An 18,869-nucleotide genomic window follows, 5' to 3' on the forward strand; every position below is an offset into this window, starting at 1 on the left:
ATGTGTATTTGGGTTCAGGGAAGCTACCTTGATAGTTCTTACGTAGTGGACCTGAACCGCCAGGTCCTTTTACTTTTCTGTCTTGAGGCCACACAAATGACTGGGCCGAAATGTTCATTCTCCCCTGGGAGATTCGAATCTTGGTACTTTCCATTGGGTGTTTCTTGATCAACAATCCCTCTGCGGAATTTTGAATGTAATTAGGTCGTTTTCCCTTCCTGCTAATTTCATTTTGTTGCGAATCTCAATTGGTCGCCATTTCCCTCACCTTCCTCTCAAATTCACCCCTTGTCAGAGAAAACATTCGGGTCCCTTATCCAATTGGGATGTGGTGGGTCTTGTCAGGATGCTTAACGGGTTTGCCGCCATACAACTATAACCAACCTGCTCTCAAATCACATGATCTTGCCCTACTGTCCAAGGGCGCCTAGAGACATCTGTCAACGGTTTTAACATCGGAATTTTGTTGATCAAGATTGTGGTGGTGTTCCAACCCTTCAATGACTCCCTGTTCTTTTAGATTTTATGCAAATCGGGGATGTTGATTAAATTCCGAAGAGAGGCACATGGTTTGCTTAAACGAACGGAAGACAGGGACACTTATTATTTGAGGGACATTATGAAAATCTGTGAAAAATGTCAGGGTGCAATGGTGGTCGAGCGCGCTGTGGATTTGGAGGTCGGATTAAGTCTTTTGTATTTTGCTTGCTTAAATTGTGGGAAACGGATTCAGGCGGAAAAAGAACCGAGACCTCTAGTCCATTAATCCTTGATTAAGGCAACCATGAATGGGGAGGAGTTATGCAAGAACAGAGTCGACCATTGACTTATGATGAACGAAAGGCGGCCGAAGCAGCTTTTCGAGGGGCGCCGTTCGATCCACAATTGTCCGAATCAGCCAGAAAGGTTTATCTCGGGATTTCCTCCGCAATGGCGAACAAACGGAATGAGGCGTTTCAGGAATATGATCTTTCGCAAAGGCCGGTTTCAGGAAAAAGAGCGTCAAATGAATCGCAGGGTCGATCGAGAGCAAAATCTTCTTTATGGTAATCTGGGCTCACTTTTCTGAGGACGACCCGAGGATCGGGTCGTCCTCAGTTAGCACCTTCCATTATGCTTGACCGCCCGGTATTCCTCATTCCAAGTATTTTTTTTTGGTTACGGGATCGCCCCGGCGAGGAGTTTTGTCGGAGAGAGTATATCTGGGTTGTGAAGTTAACTATGCCAAAGAATGTTCGGGTGTCTTCGAAGTCTTGAGTCAATTCTTTCCGCCAATTTTGGTGCTGAGGTATGATGATCAAAATACCATCACCATATTCCCGCCATTGATGAAGTGGTCAATTAACAAAATTTTTAACTGCAACACCACAAATTCCTTTTCACCGGATCAATTTCATTACACACCTCTCCCTTTGACATACAGAGATGGCCCCCAATTTTTGGACAGCTCCCTAAGTGAAATCTTATGCATTATATTTTCGTTCAATGAATGGGGCAGAAGATGACAGGAGGCTCTCGAGAGAATCTTTTCCCCTGGCTGAGTGAACGGAGCGCTTGGTCCTTGGGTTCGATGGCTGACTAAAGTAGCGGAAAAGCATTAACCCCAAATACCTAAAAATTCCATTTTAGGTTTACGCATAGCTCTTTTAGGTTAGGGAAAAGGCCTTCCAATGGTGTCTGGTTTGGAAGGTTATGTCGCAACAAATTTTATGCCTATTTGAGCTAGCAGTACGGGCTCATCTTGATCAATCCTATTTTTGGTTTTGGGTGTCTCTATGGCGGGATGAAGATGAGGTGAATAGGGACCTCAGGCCCTTCAGTGCTCGTTATTGAGGAAGTTGTGCTTTTATTTTTGCCAATGCCAATTGTTTTAGGGTGCGCAAGTCCAACTTACCTGTTCCCAATACAGGGAGACGATCCACTTTGATGAAATTGCTCCGTTTGGGGATGAAAAGATTAGGCAACCCATGAGTGGTGACCTTTTCCAAAATTTCCGGGATGGCCGATTCATCGAGGGTATGTAAGACCACCAGTTGCTCCCCTTTCCGTTCATCAGGCACGGCGGTGACAGCCAAAGTCATAGTCTCGGTATTTGCTGCTTCCATTAGGGCACTCTCAACTCGTCCATGAGGAATCATCTCACCACCGATTTTGGAAAATCGGGAGAGGCGATCGGTAATGGTAATAAACCCATCCTCATCCAGGGCGGCAATATCTCCGGTAATGTACCATCCCTGTCGTATCACTTTTGCGGTCAAATCTTCACGTCCTAAATACCCACTCATGACGTTTGGTCCCTTGACTAACAGCATGCCTGGAGTCCCGACCGGCAATGGTTGCTCGGTGTCAGGATCCACAATTCTGACAGACACGCCTGGAAGTGGTTGTCCGACCGTTCCCCGCCGAGAGGCGGATTGGAAAAATCCAGAAGCCCGAAAATCCGGACAATTGACGGCAATCACCGGAGCACATTCTGTGACTCCATATCCTTCAATGGGACGAATGCCAAATCGTTCTTCGAATGCGATCAGTAGCCGGTCGGGTAATTTTTCTGCGCCTGTGAGCACGATCCGAAGGGAACCAAATTGTTCAGGGGTGCAGCGGCGCAGGTACAGTTGCAGGAAAGTCGGGGTCGTTAACAGGATGGTGACTCGATGCTTGTGGATCAGATTCCCAATGGGACCGGCATCCATTGGAGAAGGATGATAGATTACGCCCGCTCCATGAATAACCGGAAACCACAGCGTGGTCAGATAGCCGAAAGAATGAAAGAACGGCAAAATCCCCAAAATCCGGTCGTTGTGATCCAGGTGAAGGACTTGGGCAATTCCTTCCACGTTTGAGTCAAGGTTGAAATGACTCAGCGGGACGCCTTTGGGCTCTCCAGTACTTCCACTACTAAAAATAATCGTGGCGATATCATCAATGGATGGATGCATGGTCGCCCCACAAAAACGCTCCACCTTCCGGATTGGAGCGAAGAGCCCAAATAACATAGCGGTAATTCGAGCCTGCCCATCAATCGTGTTTCGAATCTCCTCGATCCAGATAGGCGTGAGGTTCATCGGCAATTCGAGATTGGCCTTTTCTAAGAAAACGCGACTGGTGAGAACAGTCACTAGGCCTGCTTGGTTTGATGAAGATTCCATCCCTTGCACCCCAACCGTATAATTCAAGTTGACGGTGGTTCTTCCAGAAAGCGTTGCCGCCATATTGGCGAGCGCGCCACCTACACTTGGAGGTAGGAGAATTCCCACCGTTTGTTGCCCTTCCCAGTGAGATCTGAGGGCTCTTGCCAAAGCGATAGCGCCTGTCAGTGCCTCGAAGCAGGAGAGTCGAGGTCTGGTTGCATCTCCAAATACGACGCGAAACGGGTGTTTGCGCATGGACCAGACAAAGCTGTGATGGAGAGGGCGTCGTGTGAGTTTTCGTAAATGCCATGCCGTTTCTCCTAATTCCTGGACGGCCTGCCGTACCTCTTCAGCGGATGTGGTGGAGGGGAGGGGGGCGCCGACAGAGAGCGTAATTGGATAGGGGAATCGGGTTGGCCATTTTGCTAAAAAACGTCCGCCGATGAAGCTAAAGATACTCCCCCAGACCCGGTCAAGGTTAATGGGAATAATGGGCACATCCCGGCCTTTGACAATACGAGTGAATCCCGAACGAAAGGGTAAAAGGTTGCCTGTGCGGGTAATTTGTCCTTCTGGAAAAATGCAAACCAGTTCTCCTTGATCAAGACTCTGTCCCGCTTGTCGTATCGCGTGTAAGATTTCTCTAGGGGATCCGTTCGAAGAAATTGGAATGACCCCCATGATTTTGGCAAAGGGTTGGAACACGCGATGGTCATAATAATTTTGGTCGACGAGAAAGCGAATGGGGCGATCGGTGGTGGAGAGTAGGAGTAGTCCATCGATGAAGGAGACATGGTTGGGTACCAGCAGTGCCCCACCTTCCTGCGGGATATGATCCCGTCCTGTGATGGTAAGTCGATAGATGGTGTGAGTAAACAAGACTAACAACAACCGAATAAACATTTCCGGGAGGACCCGAAGTGCCCAAATGGTTAGAGCTGCGCTTCCCAGACCGGATATGAGAAAAATATTGCTGGCGCTGAGTCCGATCTTTGAGAAGAAACCTGATCCCAGAGACCCCAACAGGACTCCTCCAAAGACCAGGGTATTGGCAAAGGCAATCACGGCGCCTCGTCGGTCGGCTGGGGATCGCCATTGAATCAGAGCATTGAGCGGGACCACCACAAATCCGCTGGCGAGGCCTAGACATCCCATGGCGATGAGGGTTCCTCCTAACTGGGGCTCCCCAAACCCTAAGGCGAAAAGACTGGCGGTGATCCCAGTGCCTCCCAAGGGAAGGTAGCCTAATTCGACTTTGGCCGCTGAGAGTTTTCCAACCAATAGGGACCCAATTCCGACTCCGATTCCGAAGGCTGCCAGGGGAAGGCCTGAAAGGGAATCTGACAGGTGAAGGACGACTTTGGCGTAGATCAACACATCCTGGCCAACTAAACTGGCCAAAGTCCAAAATGCAATGGCCCCCATGATGCCCAATTTCAAGACTCGATCGAATCGAAGAGCTTCAATGGCGGCCTTCCACGTTTCTCGAACTCCCCCATCAAGTCGAGCACGTGGAACTGTGGGAATAAATAATGACGCCCATAATCCTATTCCTGAGCACATCATGAGGACTAATCCTGTCAACCATGGGGTTTGACCGGAAAGGTCAAGCATGAGACCTGCCAAGGCGGTTCCTGCAATGATGGCGATGAAGGTCCACATCTCGATTTGACCGTTTCCCCAGGACAAGCGATGGTGAGGCAAGAGTTCAGGAATAATTCCATATTTGGAAGGACTGAAAAGTGCACTTTGTGCACCCATTGCTGCCAGCACCAGGAGGGGAAGAATTCCACCCAGAGGATTCCAAAAGAGAGCTGCGGTTCCGGCTCCCATCAATAAGACTTCCACGGCCTTCATGACGACGATGACGGTTCTCTTGCTAAACCGATCGGAAAAGACTCCGGCAAAGGCGGAGACCACCATCAGGGGAAGGGTAAAGATGACAAAGGCTTGCGTGGTTGTCGCCTGTGTGGCGGCTTCGAGCTCAGGGCCAGAAGCACCTCCTGCCGAGGCGGCCACTTGCTTGATAGCCAGGAGGGCGACAATGAGTTTCCAGGCATTATCGTTGAAGGCTCCAAAAAATTGGGCGACGAGCAGTCCGCGGAGAGCCGAGGATTGAGTTGCGGGTGGGGGGGAGGCTGAGTAGGCTTCAGTCACCGGGATCACGAGGTATGAGTATTGGGTTTTTCTTCTTTTTCTCTTGGGGTCCAGGAGATATTAAACAAATACGGCGCATAACGAAATCACAATTTTTTGTTTTGTTGGGTTATCTTGGAGAAGCCATACTTACCCGTCAATCGTTTTTATCCATATTTTTGATTTTTGGTACGGAATTAGCGACGTTATGGATTGATCCATGTATGTCGGGACGAGGCGGATTATCAAAACAAAGAAATCACACTAGTATCTGTTTGTATCTTCAATCCATACCTTCCAAGAAGTCCTCCATCAGTTTAAGCTGATTCGGAATTCCGCTACCCTCCTGGGAGTGCTTTAAATGGGAACGATGCCACATTTTCTTCGTCTGCCACGGTTAGCCTTTTCCCTTTGACAACTTTGACAATCCGGTTGTTCCCATGGTGCAGGAGCATGCCTGTTCTGTTCCCAAAACTCTTAAGGTTCTTTCCCATATAGCCGATTTATTTCCGTATGCCACGCCAGGGATTTGGTGGAGATGTTTTGGTGAGTTCTTTACCGTTGGAATAACCCAGCCTCCGGCAAAGAATTTAGAACCACGCGATATCACAAAATAAGTTGCAACGCCACCTCGGTAGAGGGATTTCGACGGATATTTTCGCGATGACGACTCGTACGGAAACATCAGGATTTTCGGAAGGCCACATGGAAGCAGTGGGGGAATCCATCTTCCATCGAATGCGAAACGTCCTGAATAGCATCCATGTGTCTGCCGGACTTATTCACCATCGGCTTCGGGAATCTCATGTGGCTGATGTTGGGCGGGTTGCGGATATGCTCGAGGCCCATAGTCATGATTACGGGTGGTATCTCACTCAGGATCCCAAAGGGAAAAAGATTCCGAATTTCTTGGGGCAATTGAATGAGGAATTGTCACAGAACCATCTCGATACCCTGACCGAATTGACCACGCTCAATTATCACCTGGAGCAATTGGAATATTATTTGACGGTTGGCCAAACGCCCCATCGCGTGGGGGGATTTAAAGATACCATTCAGTTTGCAGCGATTATGGATGAGGCTTTGGCATCCCATCAGTGTGAATTGGATCGGATGGGGGTCCAAGTGTGTCGGGAGTACCAAAGGGTTGGCGAAGGTATTCTAGAAGTATCCAAGCTTCTCCGCATTCTGGTGAATTTAATCCGGAATGCGATCAATGGGATGAGGGAGATAACTAGTTGGACTCATCGCCTCACTCTTTATGTCTTTCCCTGTCCGGACCGAGAAGGGTTTGTTCGTTTGCAGGTTGCTGATACTGGAAGGGGAATTCCTTTAGAAGGTCTGACTCGGGTGTTTTCTCCACAGGCTTCTGGGGAGCAAACAGACCTGTTACCGAATCTTCATGCTAGTGCTCTAGCGGCCAAAGAGCTTACTGGGTCACTGCGGGTGTGGAGTGATGGTCTGATGCAGGGGGCAATATTTACTCTTGATTTGCCAGTTATTCACATGGAGGGAGAACGGTAATGGAGAAGGAACAAGCCAACCGGCGTATTTTGGTGATTGATGATAATGTGGCGATCCACGAAGATTTTCGAAAAATTCTTGAGCGATCATTAGACACCTCGCTGCTGCAAGAAGTTCGGGCGGAATTGTTTGATGATGTGGAAGAACAAAAAATTGTTGAAAAGTTTGACGTCGATACTGCGGACCAAGGGCAAATGGGGCACCGGATGGTGCAAGATGCGATGAAGGCTGAACGGCCGTATGCGGTTGCCTTTGTGGATATGCGTATGCCCCCAGGTTGGGATGGAGTAGAGACGGTGGAGCATCTGTGGCAAGAAGATCCTGATTTGCAGGTCGTGATCTGTACGGCTTTTTCGGACCATGCGTGGGAAGATGTCATCCAACGATTGAATAAAAATGGCCAACTCCTCATCTTGCGAAAGCCGTTTGATAATATTGAAGTGTGGCAGTTGGCCAATTCCCTTACCAAGCGTTGGGCGGAATCGTGTCAAGCAAAGTCACAGTTAGAACTATTGGCCAAATGGGCAGAAGAACGAGCAGAAGAAACCATAAAATCCTTTTGACGCCAGGGAATCTAGGTTCGGCCGTTTGGGACCTTTCCATTTAAAAGGGTATTTCTGGAGAAGATAGGGGACTCCCGTTACTGGGTGCGCAATTTGTCGTCATGCCAGGGAATCCTCAACTCAGGGGATTCTGTGAATGAGATGCCAGCGGTGTTCAAGACGAAACTTCATTTATCCACCGTGTGATGCTGTTTTGCCATTTCATGAGTTGTTTATCGTTCAAAATTGATTTTCTCTCCTTACCTTCTTCATGGAATGGTTCATGTCATGTCGGAATCTAATGGGCAGGTGATTCCGAAATTTCCGCTGCTCCGTGTGGTGATGGTGGGAATTCAGGAAAGTGACCTTTCCCCATCCTTTCATCGCGTGTTGGCTTCTCAGGGCCCCATACTTCAAGTCACTTGGCTTGATTATGCCTCAATGCACCCTTCCTGTTTTGATTCCCACAACCCATTTGATCTCATTCTCGTTGACTGTCGGGTAAACCGGAGGGGGAGGGATATTGCTTGCGATATCAAAAAAATCTGGGGCAATGCGTTCATTTTGGGATTGATTGATGGAGAGAGTTCCGCTGTTGAGCTGGAAGACGACTCGGCTATCGATTGGCTGGTTAATGAAAAAATGGAGGGTATCGCGATGCCCTGGGCCATTCGAGAGGGGTTGGTTCGACGTCGGGGTTTGATCGAACGTGAGCATTTGCGCAGGCAGGTTGAAGGTGCCTCATATGGTAATGAGATGGCTGATGTTGCCTCAACCGTATTGCACAATGTGGGCAATGTGCTCAATAGCATTAATGTGGCCGTGCATGTGGTTCATGAGTTAATGAATCAGTCTTCGATAATTCTGGTTCATCGAATCGCGGAACTGTTAAAGAATCATGAGGAGAATTGGGAAATCTATCTGACTCAGGATCCAAAAGGGAAACGGATTCCTCCGGCGATTATGAAATTGGGGAGCCACCTCATAGCAGAGCAACAGACCATGCTAAAAGAATTGGAAGGCCTGGTTCGCAATATTGATCATGTCAAACAAATTATCATTTCACATCAGTCGATGGCGAAGTCTCGGGGTATCATCGAGGCTCTCTCTGTTGTGGAACTTCTGAATCAAGCCGTGGAGTTAAGTTTTCACGCTGGAGATGCGAAATGGATCAGGATCAAACGAGACTATCAGTCTGTGCCGCCTGTCGTGACCGATCGGCATCAGTTGCTTCAAATTCTGGTGAATCTGCTGCGAAATGCTAAACAGGCGATGCAATTACAGGTCGGAGTTGATCATCTGCTCACCATACGAGTAGAAGGTCGCACGGATGATGGGTTGTCGGTTGTCATCGCAATTCAAGATACCGGCATTGGAATTGCGCCTGAACATTTGGCCAGAATGTTTACTCGCGGTTTTACGACCAAGCATGATGGCAATGGGATTGGTCTGCATAGTTCGATGGTTACGATTCATCGTATGGGTGGGATGTTAAAGGCCCATAGTGATGGGATTGGCACCGGCGCGACCTTGACACTAATTCTTCCGGTTGAGGCAGGGGCAGGGGCAGGACAGGCATGAATCCCGTCTGTACTCTAAATCGACGGATCTTAGTGATAGATGATAGCCCGGACATTTTGCAGGATTTCCGGAAGATTTTGTGTTCCGCAATTAGCCTCATTTCCAATGCGTGGCTTGAAAGCAGCCAGGATTTCTTTGACGGGCCCTTCCTGCATCATGGCGAAGAACCCTTCGATCTCCATTGTGTGAACAATGGGGAGTCAGGGCGTGATGTGGTCGCGCAGGCTAAGGAACGGGGTTCGCCCTTTGCGGTGGTGTTCCTGGATGTGCAATTGCCCAATGGTTGGGACGGGATTGAAACGGTTGAGCGAATTTGGGATGAGGATTCTGACGTACAGGTGGTGTTGTGTACGGCCTATCCCGATTTTGGTTGGTCGGCCGTATTGCCTCGATTAGGACATCGGGACCAGTTATTAATTCTACGAAAGCCCTTTGATCCGATTGAGGTATGGCAATTGTCTACGGCTTTGACGATGAAATGGCATTGTGCCCAGCAGGCCCGGTTGCGGGTTCAGGAACTTGAACAGACCGTCATGACTCGCACGGGCCTTCTTGAAGAGACCAACCGTTGTTTGGAGCAGGATTTGCTCAGGCGGCAAGAGGTAGAAGTGGAGTTAGCTCAAGTGGTTTGTGATGTCCAAGAAAGAAATCTCGAACTTTCTGCTATGCGGGACCAAGCATTGAATGAAATCCATGAACGGGAACGAATCGAACGGATTTTACGTCACCAAACCGAAGAATTGGCCCGGTCGAATCGGGACTTGGAGCAATTTGCATCGCTTGCAGCTCATGATTTACAGGAGCCCCTTCATTCAATCCAGGTATTTCTTGATCTCTTACAGGTGAAATATGGGTCAGCCCTCACCAGCCAAGGTCTGGGATATGTTGACCGAGTCAAAAACGCGGCGGATCGCATGCAACAGCTAATTCAGAGCCTGTTAGTGTATTCCAGGATCGATTTGCCGCACACCTCAGGGGAGCCGCTTGTCTTGCGAGAAATGGTCGACGAAATCCTGTCGGATCTCGGCGCGCGGATCGAGGAAATGCAGGCGGTCGTGCAGATTGGGGAATTACCTACTATTTATGGAAATGCGTTTCAAGTCCGACAATTGTTACAAAACCTGCTCGGCAACGCCTTGAAATTTCATCGGCCGGGGGTTCCACCGGTCATTCGTATCACCGGGACGATTATTCAAAATCGACGTCACACCGGTTTAGGCCAACCTGGATGGCTTTGCCAAATTGAAATTCATGACCAGGGCATAGGTATTCCATCAGAACAGTTCGGGAAAATTTTTGGGATGTTCAAAAGGCTGCATCGGAAAGATGAATTCGAAGGGACAGGGATTGGTTTGGCCGTATGTCAACGTATTGTCGAGAAGTGTGGTGGTGCCATTTCCGTTCGTTCCAAGTTGGGAGAAGGGTCTACCTTTATAGTTACGCTGCCAATTCAGTAATGGGGAGAACTGATGGCCGGTTTAAAAGCATTCGATTTTGGTTCATAGGGAATACGACCTTTTCAAATATATAAATAGTGAAGCTCAATATTTTATGGTTCAGATTCCTGCGCATCGTCGTGTATTAGTGGTCGGGGCTCATCCCGAAACCCAAATCATGTTGCGCGATGCGTTGTCTGCGCCCGCTGTGGGTGACATGTCAGTAGGGAGTTCCTTAAATGGCAAAAATTTGGCAACCTCTGGTATTCAGCCGTTTTTAACTCAGACCCAGTTCGCTCTTGTCAGCGTGGAAATGGGCCTCCATGTTTTGTCGAAGTTCGCGGAAGCTCAAGTTACTGGCAATCCTTTTGTTCTTGTCCTTATTGATGGGCGTTCAGAGGATTGGGAGGTCGTTCGAGACCTGGTGGAGTCGCTTTGGGAATATGATCAGACTTTACGGTGTATCTTCTGTCTTCCCCCTGATCGGGCATCCTGGCCCCATCGTCTGGTTGTGAGCCGTCCAGAGCAATGGGCGGTACTTCGGAGCCCTTTTCTTGAAGAAGAAGTCTTTCAACTAGCCAGTTGTTTGAGTCTGCCGTACCCGGTATCCGGTGAAACTGTGCTCAATGGGGCAACCTATTCAGGGGAAAATGGCTGTCATTCCAAATCTCCTTCGGATCTCCATGTCCATAATGGTGAAGCGGCGACGGGAGCATTGGAATCCGCTCGTGGTGAATTGGCTGCTTCCAGATATTATGTTGATAATATCCTCCGCTCCATGGCGGATTCTCTGCTAGTCATTAACGCAGATATGACTATTGGGGCGGTGAATCCTTCCTTGCTAAATCTTTTAGGCTATCAGGAGGATGAACTCATCGGGGAGTCGCCCGGTTTGATTTTTGGCGAAGAATTTTCCCAAGGTGCGATCATCGAAAACCTCTTACTTCAAGGATCGGTGAGTGGCGTGGAATCCAGTTTCCTGACTCATGAGGGTCAGAAAATCACCATTTCAGTCTCTGGTTCGATGATGCAGGACCTGCAGGGACAATTTCAGGGGTTGGTGTGTGTTGCCCAGGATATTACCGAACGAAAGCGAATGGAAGAAGAGAAGCTGCAGTTGAATGAGCGGTTAATGGAAACGTCAAGGCAGTTGGGAATGGCCGAAGTAGCGACGGGTGTCCTGCATAACGTGGGCAATGTGTTAAATAGCATTAATGTATCTATCGGAGTCATCACGGATCTTTTGAAAAATTCGATGGTCGAGGATGTGGGTCGAATTTCACAGTTATTGGACAAGCATCATGAAGATCTAGGAACCTACTTATCGCAGAATCCCAAGGGGAAACAAGTCCCCGGTTATCTGGAGAAATTATCGGGGCAATTGAAGGAGGAAAAGCGAGTGGCTCTATTGGAATTAGATCGATTGCGGGAGTATGCCGGGCATGCTCAGCAATGTGTTGCGACCCAACAGGATCTGGCCAAGCCAAGCGGGATGACGGAACCGGTATGTGTGGCTGAGGTGGTAGCCGAGGCCCTGGCAGTTAACCAAGAGATGTTGGAGGAAACCAAAATTACGGTCATTCAGGAGTTTCAGGAAGTGCCACAGCTCATCGTGGATAAGCATCAACTCCTTCAAATTTTGGGGGATGTCATTCGCAATGCCTGTCAGGCCATGGAGTCGGTTGCCCGGAGAGACTTAGTTGTTCGTGTCAAGCTCGTCATTGGTCCTCCGGATTCTATTTGCCTGGAAGTTCAGGATACCGGCAGCGGGATTCCTCCCGACGACCTTACGAAAGTTTTTGGGCAAGGGTATAGCACCAAATATGGAGGACGGGGCTTGAGTCTGCATCATGGAGCGTTGATGGCAAAAAATATGTGTGGCGCACTTCGCGCCCACAGTGAGGGCCTAGGACAAGGCGCCACGTTTTTTCTAGACCTGCCTGGGAATTTTCATTTTCCCGATTTGTAATTTCTCCCTCCAGCCAATTCAATCATTCTTTCTGCGCGCCTCTTTATGAGTGTTGCGTTGTACTGTTGTTTCTTTCTATTGATTAGCATTTTTCATGTCCTGTCTCACGGGTTTGCACCTCAAGAGTCAGTTTGGTGAAGCCGAGAAAAATTGAAGGAGTAAGAGGACGCTTTCCGGCTTCGATAATCCTTCTGTGTTTCTTGGAGTATCGCATGTGACTGAATATTGGCCTCGAACAGAGGATGACTCTTGGGATGGGGATGGAGAAAGGACCCACGAGAGCTGGGGGGCTTTGTCTTATGGTGGGGAGTCACTGGCGCCTTGGTCAGGATCATTTTCACCCAGATTGTTGATACGAGGGCATACAAGTTTTGATGAGCTTCAAGCCCAAAAGTTATCTCATTTTGACCGTGAGGTGAAAGTGCATGTGGAGGCTGTTTCGGGTGATGCAGGAATGATCCCGGTTGATCTGGAGCGCGCTTTAGAATTTGGGGTCGAAGTGTTTCTCCTATCCGAAGGATGCGCAGTAGAGTCTTCGCGTATTGTAAGTTTGTGGAGGCATAGCCTCAGAACGGGATACCTTGCTGCGTTGATTGCCTTGAATCAGGGGTCGAATCAACGCATGGTGTGGCAATCGTTTGTGGGAGGGGTGCTTCATGATATTGGCATGCTCGTGTTTTTGACTCAGCAGCCGGAGATGTTCACGACCGTCGTAGAGATAGCCCAATGCCGAGGAGGGAACTTGGCCGTGCTGGAAAGACAGGTCTTGGGGTACACACACGGGGAAAGTGGAGTCACTTTTCTGGCACGATGGGGTATAGAGGATATGTTACTTGCGATTGTGGCGTTCCATGATGATCCATCGAAGGTTCCCCATACGACCTTCTGTCCATTGACGGCTGTGTATGCCGCAAATTTTGTTGAGGGGGGAGGGATCGCTCAGGATGGGGATGGAGTCATTGGGAAAGATGGAGAAGAGTATTTAACCCGGTTAGGTCTGTGGGATGATCTACCGATTTGGCAAAGCTGGATGCCAAATATTCAGCAGATGGCGATTCATTAAATACGAGTGGCACTCAATTCATTATTCAACGGTGTGCATGTTCACTAATCGGCCTCCCTTGTTTTTATTCAGATGCTTCTCCTTACTTTCTTTAGCATTTGTCTAGATATTTTTCCTCATTTGTGTTTTTAGCCTGGTCTGAAATTCCTGAATTCTTTGGGTTCCCATTGTCAGGAAGAGGGTGTAGGATTTGTCTGAAGGGTGCGTCTCTGAATTATAGAAATGCGGGGGGGAATGAGGGCAGGTCCTTGGACGACTCGTATATTGTCACACTCTTGATTGGAATTTTCTGGCACTCTGGTGATTGTATGCATAACGAATACTGGGTAAGCTGGTAGATAATGATGTTGAGGAGGGGCATGAGGATTCTGTCTAGACACTTAATTGGCGGAGTAATCGTTGGGGCATGCATCCTGTTCCTCCCTCAGACCGTCGTCTCCTTGGACCCTCCTTCGGCTCCCTGTCAAAATTCTGAAGGATGTGTTACGAAATTTCTTGAACAGCTAGAATCATTTGGAGCTGATTCTGAAGCCGGATGGGATCATGCAAAGTCTTTCGATCAGATTGTTACATCTAATGATAATTCCGCTTTGGTCAAACGTGTCGGGTTCCGTTATGGATATTGGCTCAAGGAATCCTCCCCTCTTGAAGCTATTCCCCTGTTGAAATCCGCTCTCCATGATTTCCCTATTCTGGGCGATTATCTTACCTTTTGGATGGGACAGGCATATGCTTATGCTGGTTTAGGGAGGGAGGCGGCAGAGGCGTTTCAACAGTTTAATGAGCATTATGCCGATTCTTTGCTTCGCGCTGAAGCACTCTATGCGGGTGGGGATGTTTTGGCAAAATTGGGGGATTGTGACGCAGCCCTCTCGATGTGGTCCCAGGCTCTCAGCATAAAATCTAACCATCCCAAATCCGCAGAAGCCTTCTTCCAAATGGGTTTATGTTCTGCTCAAATAGGACAACGGGAAAAGGCGATTGAGATTTTCCGTGAAATATGGTGGAAATTCCCACTCGCCCCTGAGCGGCTGAAGGCTGAATCGTGGCTACGCCGGGAAGTGGGTTCTTTGTTTTTGCCCTCACCGGAAGAGCGATACAAGCGTAGCAGGGCATTGTATAACGGGGGAGCTTTGGAGGAAGCCGTTCAGGAATTTCAAACCATTACGACTCTGTCTTCTCCTATTCCTCAGTTTTTTCAGGTCCAATACACCTTGGCCATGGCCTTGGTTCGTTTGAAACGGTATGACCAGGCAGAAGCGATACTGACCTCGCTATCCCGTTCCTCCTCCTCCAGAACAGATGATGCATGGGTATGGTTGGGAAGAGTGTATTTGCGTCAGGGGAAAGGGGCAGAATTGGAGGCTCTTGTCGAAACCTCCGCAATGGGTAGGGTAACCGGTGATCAGCAATCGCTGCTCTTCACCTTTTACGGTATTTGGTTGGAAGATCATGCTCGCTGGCTCGAGGCCGGGAAGGCCTATAGGCGGGCAGGCGCTGTGGCTCGCACGTTAACGCAGCGGTTGGATGCGCTTTGGCGAGTGGGGTGGATTCACTATCAACAGAAACAATTTATTGATGCTATTGAGATATTTCAGGAGATTACCCAGGCAGTCGGAACTCCTCAAACCGAATCTTCTCTCCATGCCGCCTCTCAGGCTTCCTATTGGTTGGCCCGTGCCCAGGAACATCTTGGACAGATGGAGGCCGCGCGAGAACGTCTAAAAAAATTAAGCCAGGACTATCCATTTACCTACTATGGGCAATTGGCAGATATTCGACTCGGTCCCTCAGAATTCTCGACGAAACAATGGGCGGTGTTGGCATCGACTGACGTGATGCCCGTGGATACTCCAACTCACCTTCAGCAGGATATCCACTATCAAAAAATTCAAGAGTTACGAACTCTTCGCCTGCATAAGGAGGCAGTCAATGAGCTTGAGGTCGTTTCTGCCCGCTTCGGAGCCGACCCCAAAGCTTTTTCTCAATTGGTTTCATTGGCTAGTGAAGTTGGGGCCTACGATGTCGGGATTCGATTATCTATTCGTCATTTTGGGTCGACGTTGCGGAAGGGACAGCTCCATGCCTCTTCTGCTGCCTGGTTGGGGGCTTTTCCCATGGGTTACCAAAGGGTTATTCAATCGTTCGCCCCAAAGCAAGTGGATCCGTTTTTAGTCGCGGGGCTAATTCGCGAAGAAAGCCTATATAGTGCCCGCGTCGTTTCCCCGGTTGGCGCGATTGGCTTGATGCAACTCATGCCAGAGACAGCCAAAAGGGTTGGCCGTCAGTTGGGGTTACCGGCCTCCGATTCTGATCGGAAGGGCCTGGTTGAACCAAACAGCAACATTCAATTGGGGACGTATTACTTGGGGCAGTTGCTGAATGAATTTCAAGGTAATATCATTTATTCGGTGGCCGCCTATAATGCTGGCCCACAGGCGGTTAAACGATGGATTGGGCAAAATGGTCATCGAGATCCGGATGAATTTATCGAGCTGATTGGATATCGAGAAACCCGGGGATATGTGAAGCGCGTACTTGGAAGCTATCGAATTTATCGAACTCTGTTTGGGGATGTCTGCCGGGGTGTTTCTCTTGACAGGTTTTGTTGAACGAATTATAGTCCGCCTCGTTTGCCCTAGCTAATAAGGAGGCGTGCACGTGAGCGTAGATAAATTAGAAACGTTGGAGGTTCGAGTTAAGAAATTACTTGATTTGGTTATTGAGCTACGGCAGGATAAATCCCACCTGGAACAGGAATTGGAATCCACTCGAGAGCGGCTGGCCAAACACGAAGAAATGTCTGAAGGATGGGAAGAGGAGCGGACCACGATCCGGTCTAGAATTGAAAAAGTACTTGGCGAGCTTGAATTTTTGGACCGTTCGAACGATTAACCTATGGGATTAGGGAATGACGAGGACCATTGAAGTTGAAATCTTTGGTCATCGAATCTCTCTTCAAGGAGAGGGAGATGAGGCGTACTTTCATGAGTTAGCTGGGTATGTGGATGCGCAAATGCGAAACCTTGCTCAAAAAACCCGAACAAGCACTCCCACTAAGCTAGCTATTTTGGCCGCCATTAACATTACGGATCAGCTCTTTCGGCAAGAGAGGCACCGACAGTTTGGAGAAGCTGAAATTGAACGACGGACTCAAGTTTTATTGGAAACGATAGAAAAGCACCTCGAGACTAACCCGATTTAACCATTTTCCTCTTCGTATCCTCTCTTCCTGCCATAGTTAGGTATTACCTTTGAAATCAATTGGTTGAATTGCATTGTTCTGCTCGTTGCCGAATCCTTGTCGGTCTATTCCCATCATTCAACTGCCTTTATTGAAATACCTCATCGTCTTCTGATATTTTACTCCTCATAAGTTATTGAATTGCAAAGAAAGAAAGGAATATCCCTCTTGTAGGGGGAATTAAACTGGAGGCCCACTATGACAAGAATTTTTATAGTCATTGTGGGTTTTTTGTATGATGGGATTGTACGAAGTAGGAATTTTTTATTTGAGGGCAGGTTAAAATCTTGGAAATCGTTTTTGAAGAGGCAAATTGCTCATTTCTATTCGAATGGCTCGCCTTGTGATCTAAAAATTTTAAATTTTTGGCCTGTGTGGTGTCCATGTCCTTCCAATTCAATTAGTAGCTGTGAAGGCTGGATTCATTGGGTGAGTCCATTGCGTGGTGCTATTGGGCCTTTTGGCTTAGAGTATTGCCCTGTCTCTCCTCCTTCTCGTTCCCTGCAAATCCGGGCCTTCTGTCCAATCAGATAGATAGGCTTTTCTCCAGTTTTCGTTTTCCTTCCTTTTCTGGTTTTCCCCTGTGGTTTGGTGGGATTATTTCCGACTGACTGGGGGAAAATAAATCTTATCTGATGATATGAAGAAACGAATAGGAGCTAACCTATGGACACTGTAATTCCCATACTTGCACTGGTGATCGGGGTTTTAGTTGGATTTGTGTTATCGAAGGTGTATCAGCAGCAGAGGGACTTGAAGCGTCGGTCAGCTGCTGAAGAGCAAGTTCAACAGCTCACCCAAAACGCTCAACGAGAGGCTGAAAATCTAGTTAAGGAAGCAAAACTCGAAGCAAAAGATCTATTATTTCAAGCCAAGGCTGAACTCGAAGCGAAAGAAAAGGAAAAGAGGAATGAGATTCAGGTCGCTGATCGAAAAATCATCCAGCGGGAAGAGGCCCTTGAGCGTAAGGTCAGCCAATTTGAAAAACGTGATGAGGAAATGCGACGAAAAGAGCGTTCTCTTAAGGAAAAGGAGGAAGTTCTAGATAATAAAGCCGTGGCGTGCGACCAAGCCATTAAAGAGCACCGGCTTGCCCTAGAGCAGGTGGCAGGAATTACCGCCGAAGAAGCCAAGCGTCATTTATTGGGTGAAATTGAAAGTGAAGCACGTATGGATTCGGCGTTGTTAACAAAAAGAATTTTGGATGAGGCTAAAGAAACCGCTGAACGAGAAGCTAGAGAGATTGTGACCCGGTCGATACAGCGAATCACAAGAGATTACGTAAATGAGGCCACGATTTCAGTGGTTCCCCTCGCGAATGATAGCATGAAGGGAAGGATCATCGGTCGTGAGGGAAGAAATATTCGGGCTTTGGAGGCGGCAACTGGCGTCGATCTTATTATTGACGAAACCCCGGAGGCGGTGATCGTGTCCGGATTCGATCCCCTTCGGAGAGAAGTAGCAAAAATTGCGTTGGAACGTCTCATGCAAGATGGGCGTATTCACCCGACTCGGATTGAGGAAGTCGTAGAAAAAGTCAAAGGTGATTTAGACAAGTTAATGAGAGATGATGCTGAAAAAGTCATCTTTGAGGTCGGCCTTTCAGATTTCCACCCTGAAATTGTCAAATTATTAGGTCGTCTTAAATATCGAACCAGTTACGGTCAAAATAACTTGTATCATGCCAGGGAAGCCTCATATATCTGTGGGATTATGGCTTCAGAGCTGGGTTTAGATGTGAAGTTAGCTAAGCGTGGCGCCCTCTTGCATGATATTGGAAAAGTAGTTAGCCATGAAGAGGAAGGTACACACGCGATGCTCGGTGCGGAATTGGCGAAGAAGTATGGAGAGTCAGAGCTCATTGTGAATGCCATTGCTGCCCATCATGAGCAAGTGGAGCCACTCTGCCCAGAATCGGTCTTGGTCGCTGCTGCGGAAGCCCTCTCGGCCGCCCGTCCTGGTGCCAGACGCGAAACGCTCGAGGCCTATGTCAAGCGATTGGAAAAACTGGAATCCTTAGCCACTGGGTTTACAGGAGTTGATAAGGCCTATGCGATTCAGGCTGGACGAGAAATTCGGGTGATTATCCGTCAGGGGGAATTAAATGACAGTGAAAGTTTTGCCCTATCTCGAGATTTGGCCAAAAAGATTGAACAAGAACTGACGTATCCTGGCCAGATCAAGGTGACAGTTATTCGAGAAAATCGCTTTATTGAATTTGCCAAATAGCTCTGTGAGTAAAG

11 protein-coding genes are annotated in these 18,869 nt (G+C 48.3%); 10 read left to right on the top strand and 1 reads right to left on the bottom strand.

Annotated features, from left to right (window positions below; genetic code table 11):
- Nucleotides 1-1,826 precede the first annotated feature (1,826 nt).
- Nucleotides 1,827-5,288 (bottom strand): acyl-[ACP]--phospholipid O-acyltransferase, encoded by a 3,462-nt coding sequence (locus PJI16_07995; GenBank protein MDT3777498.1) that lies wholly within the window; start codon nt 5,286-5,288, stop codon nt 1,827-1,829.
- 642 nt (nt 5,289-5,930) lie between these two features.
- On the opposite strand from PJI16_07995, the gene PJI16_08000 reads away from it, so the two are divergent.
- From PJI16_08000 to rny, 10 genes are all read left to right on the top strand, one after another.
- Nucleotides 5,931-6,791, top strand: a complete 861-nt coding sequence (locus PJI16_08000) for an ATP-binding protein (GenBank protein MDT3777499.1) — start codon at nt 5,931-5,933, stop codon at nt 6,789-6,791.
- Nucleotides 6,791-7,354 (top strand): response regulator, encoded by a 564-nt coding sequence (locus PJI16_08005; protein MDT3777500.1) that lies wholly within the window; start codon nt 6,791-6,793, stop codon nt 7,352-7,354. Before PJI16_08000 ends, PJI16_08005 begins: the two co-directional genes overlap by 1 nt.
- A 267-nt stretch (nt 7,355-7,621) precedes the next feature.
- Nucleotides 7,622-8,914 (top strand): HAMP domain-containing sensor histidine kinase, encoded by a 1,293-nt coding sequence (locus PJI16_08010; GenBank protein ID MDT3777501.1) that lies wholly within the window; start codon nt 7,622-7,624, stop codon nt 8,912-8,914.
- On the top strand, nt 8,911-10,371 hold the full coding sequence (locus PJI16_08015; GenBank protein ID MDT3777502.1) for an ATP-binding protein: 1,461 nt from the start codon (nt 8,911-8,913) through the stop codon (nt 10,369-10,371). Before PJI16_08010 ends, PJI16_08015 begins: the two co-directional genes overlap by 4 nt.
- A 94-nt stretch (nt 10,372-10,465) precedes the next feature.
- Nucleotides 10,466-12,319: a PAS domain S-box protein gene (locus tag PJI16_08020; protein MDT3777503.1), complete on the top strand. Its 1,854-nt coding sequence runs from the start codon at nt 10,466-10,468 to the stop codon at nt 12,317-12,319.
- Nucleotides 12,320-12,533: 214 nt separating this feature from the next.
- Nucleotides 12,534-13,382 carry an HDOD domain-containing protein gene (locus PJI16_08025; GenBank protein MDT3777504.1) on the top strand — a complete coding sequence of 283 codons (849 nt, stop codon included), beginning with the start codon at nt 12,534-12,536 and terminating at the stop codon, nt 13,380-13,382.
- A 359-nt stretch (nt 13,383-13,741) separates the two neighbouring features.
- Complete coding sequence (locus PJI16_08030; protein ID MDT3777505.1) at nt 13,742-15,994, top strand: transglycosylase SLT domain-containing protein; 2,253 nt, start codon at nt 13,742-13,744, stop codon at nt 15,992-15,994.
- 49 nt (nt 15,995-16,043) lie between these two features.
- Nucleotides 16,044-16,277 carry a cell division protein ZapB gene (zapB, locus tag PJI16_08035; GenBank protein MDT3777506.1) on the top strand — a complete coding sequence of 78 codons (234 nt, stop codon included), beginning with the start codon at nt 16,044-16,046 and terminating at the stop codon, nt 16,275-16,277.
- Between the two features lie 16 nt (nt 16,278-16,293).
- A complete protein-coding gene (locus tag PJI16_08040) occupies nt 16,294-16,587 on the top strand; it encodes a cell division protein ZapA (GenBank protein ID MDT3777507.1) in 294 nt (97 codons plus the stop codon).
- A gap of 705 nt (nt 16,588-17,292) precedes the next feature.
- Nucleotides 17,293-18,855, top strand: coding sequence for a ribonuclease Y (gene rny, locus PJI16_08045; protein MDT3777508.1), 1,563 nt, complete (start codon nt 17,293-17,295; stop codon nt 18,853-18,855).
- The last annotated feature ends 14 nt before the right edge of the window (nt 18,856-18,869 follow it).

The organism is Nitrospira sp. MA-1 (genome assembly GCA_032139905.1).
Taxonomy (GTDB): domain Bacteria; phylum Nitrospirota; class Nitrospiria; order Nitrospirales; family UBA8639; genus Nitrospira_E.

What these genes read in the sequence shown, in the direction of transcription:
- PJI16_08000 (MDT3777499.1), top strand. Translation starts at nt 5,931, where the DNA reads ATGACGACTCGTACGGAAACATCAGGATTTTCGGAAGGCCACATGGAA.
- PJI16_08005 (MDT3777500.1), top strand. Translation starts at nt 6,791, where the DNA reads ATGGAGAAGGAACAAGCCAACCGGCGTATTTTGGTGATTGATGATAAT.
- PJI16_08010 (MDT3777501.1), top strand. Translation starts at nt 7,622, where the DNA reads ATGTCGGAATCTAATGGGCAGGTGATTCCGAAATTTCCGCTGCTCCGT.
- PJI16_08015 (MDT3777502.1), top strand. Translation starts at nt 8,911, where the DNA reads ATGAATCCCGTCTGTACTCTAAATCGACGGATCTTAGTGATAGATGAT.
- PJI16_08020 (MDT3777503.1), top strand. Translation starts at nt 10,466, where the DNA reads ATGGTTCAGATTCCTGCGCATCGTCGTGTATTAGTGGTCGGGGCTCAT.
- PJI16_08030 (MDT3777505.1), top strand. Translation starts at nt 13,742, where the DNA reads ATGAGGATTCTGTCTAGACACTTAATTGGCGGAGTAATCGTTGGGGCA.
- PJI16_08040 (MDT3777507.1), top strand. Translation starts at nt 16,294, where the DNA reads ATGACGAGGACCATTGAAGTTGAAATCTTTGGTCATCGAATCTCTCTT.
- rny (MDT3777508.1), top strand. Translation starts at nt 17,293, where the DNA reads ATGGACACTGTAATTCCCATACTTGCACTGGTGATCGGGGTTTTAGTT.